The 3254-nt window shown below is 60.4% G+C and carries 5 protein-coding genes; all 5 read right to left on the bottom strand.

Annotated features, from left to right (window positions below):
- Positions 1 to 121, bottom strand: a 121-nt coding sequence (locus tag EN964_RS29700) for a DUF1330 domain-containing protein (protein ID WP_127277085.1), incomplete at its 3' end; no start/stop codon positions are given.
- A gap of 113 nt (positions 122 to 234) precedes the next feature.
- Positions 235 to 477 carry a hypothetical protein gene (locus EN964_RS29695; protein ID WP_127270086.1) on the bottom strand — a complete coding sequence of 81 codons (243 nt, stop codon included), beginning with the start codon at positions 475 to 477 and terminating at the stop codon, positions 235 to 237.
- Between the two features lie 394 nt (positions 478 to 871).
- A complete protein-coding gene (locus EN964_RS29685; RefSeq protein ID WP_127270088.1) occupies positions 872 to 1279 on the bottom strand; it encodes a TadE/TadG family type IV pilus assembly protein in 408 nt (135 codons plus the stop codon).
- Positions 1269 to 1694 (bottom strand): TadE/TadG family type IV pilus assembly protein, encoded by a 426-nt coding sequence (locus tag EN964_RS29680; protein ID WP_127270090.1) that lies wholly within the window; start codon positions 1692 to 1694, stop codon positions 1269 to 1271. Before EN964_RS29680 ends, EN964_RS29685 begins: the two co-directional genes overlap by 11 nt.
- 19 nt (positions 1695 to 1713) lie before the next feature.
- A complete protein-coding gene (locus EN964_RS29675; protein ID WP_127272231.1) occupies positions 1714 to 2895 on the bottom strand; it encodes a pilus assembly protein TadG-related protein in 1182 nt (393 codons plus the stop codon).
- Between the last annotated feature and the right edge of the window lie 359 nt (positions 2896 to 3254).

The following is a 3254-nucleotide window of genomic DNA, read 5'->3' as shown; positions in this document are numbered from 1 at the left end:
CACCGCCACGACCTAGATATCTCCCACCATAACGCTCCTCGGTGGCTGGCACATCCCGCCGGTATTCCTCGAACGCGGCAGCGTTCTTTACGTCTACATCCGCTATCAGATAAGCGGCCATTTGCGCTTCCTCCTTCTCGACGGCGCCCGACCGTTACGCTCCGGTCGCGGGGGCGACGCCCGCCGGTCAAGACGCCCCTCTTCAGCGCTTCACCGGCAACCGCCGATGCGAAGTCAAAAGCCTGTTATAATCCACGGATTGGCGTCGTATCCGAGGCGCGGCTCTGCTTTTGCGCCGCTATCTCCCGATTTGGCGGTTCCGGTGAAACCACAGTCCAGATTTGGTGCGGACTTCTTGGCTGACGGGTTGGTGGAACATAAAGCGGCGGCGTCACTGACCGCCGCCTTCTTTTCCTTGGCAACAGCGACACCAGCCGCAGCGAAAACGACAGCCGCGCAAAATACAGCCACTCTCATTGGAACCCCCACATTGCACCCGACGGATGGTCGGACATGACCTAGCGTCACCTTAATATTAGCACTACGAAATATATTATCTAGCCCCGTGCCATCAAAAGCAGGCTGAGTGCCAAGCTTGCATCGTGACCGCCAAAACCGGTGCCGATCTGGACACCAGCCGGCATGAGTCGCATTCTGCTCGTGGAGAAAGACGTGGATCGACAAAACACAGGGGCTGATCAGGCCAAACGCTGGCGGGACCGGGCCCTGCGCAGTCGCCGGAGGCGTCTGTCACACAACATTGTGTCGTGGGCGCTGATCCTCAATGGCGATAACCATTCTCGGTGGTCTGATCGCGCTCAAGGCGTACAAGTAAGCAGAGCCCCAGCGCGCGAGGCTATCAGGCCGCAGCCTAGCCGCTGCCAAGCAGCGGCACGGTAACGGTTGTCGCGTAGTTGATCGGGAAGGAACTGAAGTAGGGGAAGTCGATGACGAAGGCATAGGCCGCGGTCAGATGCGCCATGCGGAAGCCGCCGCTCACGGGGTCGATGGCGATGGTGACGTTCACGTCCTTGAACCCCAAGGCCTGCAATTTCTGCGTGGCGATCGATTGAATATCGGCCTGGGTCAGCGTGTTCTTAAGCTGCAGCGAGCGCGCAGACGTCTCCAGCGTATAGCGAACACTGGAGACCGAGTGCATCGACCAGCCAAAGGCGAATATTCCGAACAGCAGCATGACAAGGAAGGGCGCGATCAGCGCGAACTCCAGCCCGGCCCCGCCCGATCGATCCCGCCGGAACGCGCTTACCCTAGCGGACACGGATCGTCTCCTGGTGACCGATTACAGTGGAAGTGGCAAATGGGCCGAAGGCAATTGGCGGCACCCAGGTGCCCGATGCCTGTATCTGGACATAGACCGCCGGCACCTTCGGCCCACTGCACATGGTGGACGCGTCGACCACCGTCGCCCCGCACATACGGATGCGGCTTAGCGTGACCTGGCCGTCTTCCGGCCGATTTTCCCAACTCGCAATGGCAAGGGCCTGGGTCGCCGCATCATCGGTCGATCCGCTCATGACCAGGTTCGCGGCGGTCTTCACACCGGCGCGCATCGACAGTGAACTCGTTACGTAGGACCAGCCGTCCAGAATACCAAGCAGCACCAGGCACAGAATGGGCAGCACCATCGCGAACTCGACCGCCGCAACGCCCGAATCATCACCAAGGATCGGCATCGATGGGCGCCCCACGGAGCTACTCGGACAGTGCCACGGACCGCGCGGCTGGAATGTTGGGCACTCCGAGGCTCGAGCAATCCTGATTGATGGTTGAGTTACCGGACCATTGGATCGTATTGGCGACGACCCTGGTGCAGCCGCCATTGCCCGAGAAGTTGCCAAGATAGTTCACTTGCTGCTTGGGGAAGTAGATGGCCCCGGTCAAAAGCGAGTCCGCTGTGCCGTTGAATGTGCTGGATGCGATCATGCCGGTCCTGTCGCCGTAGAACAGAACGCCTGAGTAGGTGCCCGAAGTCGACGCGCTGAGCTTCACGGACGCATTGCCATTCATGCTGACGGTCGAACTGCCCGACATGAAGATGGTCACCCCGCTGCCGGTGATGGCTGCGTTGGCGTTTATCTTGAAACTGCCCTGGACGACATAGACGCCGGGCGAAAGCGTGACATTGCCCTTCAGGTTCATGCCGCTGCAATAGGTGCCTGGACCGAGCGTCGCCTTGTTGTCGTTCTGGCAGGGGGTCGCGGCCACCGGGGCCGGCAGGTCGACAAAGGGATCGCCGGCAGGCAGTGCCTGGGTGATCGGGACCGCGCAGACGGTGGTGACGGGGTTGCTGAGAGAGACACCGCCTGCCGATATCAGGCAATCGGCCTGCAGGCCGGCCGAGCCCTGAACCTTGATGGCGTCCGAGGCGATCGAATTGGACATGACCGAGCAGCCGTTGAGCTTGACGCTGGTGCTGCCGGAAAACAGCGCCGCCTGCGAAGCGGACGGATCGAGCGCGAGCATGCAAGCACTCGAAGCATCGGTAATGACGGCCACCGCCCTTGCCTGTTCGGGGACCTTGTCTTGCGTGAAGATCAGGGTGAACATCCGGTCGAGCTGCTGGCCGACGATCACCTCGACCGCTTTTTTCGCCGTATTCGGGCCGGAGGCCGGCGGCGTGTTGACGACGATCGTGCCCGAGCCCAGTCCGTTCGACGCCGCGGACTGGGTCGCGGCCGCGACGATCGTCGGCTTGTCGGAACCCGAGATCTGTTCGAGCGCACCGGCATAGGCGGCTGCATCGGCCGTCGCCTGTAACCTCAGGCTGTTGTAGTACCAATAGGAGGTCTCGACGCCGAAGCCCGCAGCGCCGACAACGACCGGCAAGGTCAGAGCAAAAATGGTAGCGACGTTTGCGCCCGTGCTCCGGCGCATGGCGTCCATTACAAGCCGAACACGGGTGAAGCTACTCAAGGCCATGGTTTAAATTAGAAAGCACGCATAAATGAACGAATGGCTAAAAAGTTCGTTGCATTTTTGAGCAGTGGTCCATTGGCTTCAAAAAAGAAGTGTTTCGCTGGCTGACCAACGCGCAAGCGCGTCGATGTCTCAGAGTGGGCCGCCCCTCAAGGCCGGCGGGAAATTGCCGGATTCGCAGCCGAGACCGCGCGAACAACGACCGGGTCTCCGAAAAACACACCGGAGTAAACGTATTTACAAATTACTGTTCCATGTGTGGAGGATGGAGGTTCAGGATTTGCTTCAAGCGGAAAGAATTGGCATCGACTCCGCGA

Origin of the sequence: Mesorhizobium sp. M7A.F.Ca.CA.001.10.2.1 (genome assembly GCF_003998575.1) — a bacterium.
In the GTDB taxonomy this organism is placed as follows: Bacteria; Pseudomonadota; Alphaproteobacteria; order Rhizobiales; family Rhizobiaceae; genus Mesorhizobium.
Note: the sequence above shows the minus strand (reverse complement) of the source record. Positions and strands in the feature narration are given on the sequence as shown.

Bases quoted from the DNA above. Each gene is read 5' to 3' on its own strand.
- EN964_RS29695 (WP_127270086.1), bottom strand. From the start codon at position 477: ATGAGAGTGGCTGTATTTTGCGCGGCTGTCGTTTTCGCTGCGGCTGGT.
- EN964_RS29680 (WP_127270090.1), bottom strand. From the start codon at position 1,694: ATGCCGATCCTTGGTGATGATTCGGGCGTTGCGGCGGTCGAGTTCGCG.
- EN964_RS29675 (WP_127272231.1), bottom strand. From the start codon at position 2,895: ATGCGCCGGAGCACGGGCGCAAACGTCGCTACCATTTTTGCTCTGACC.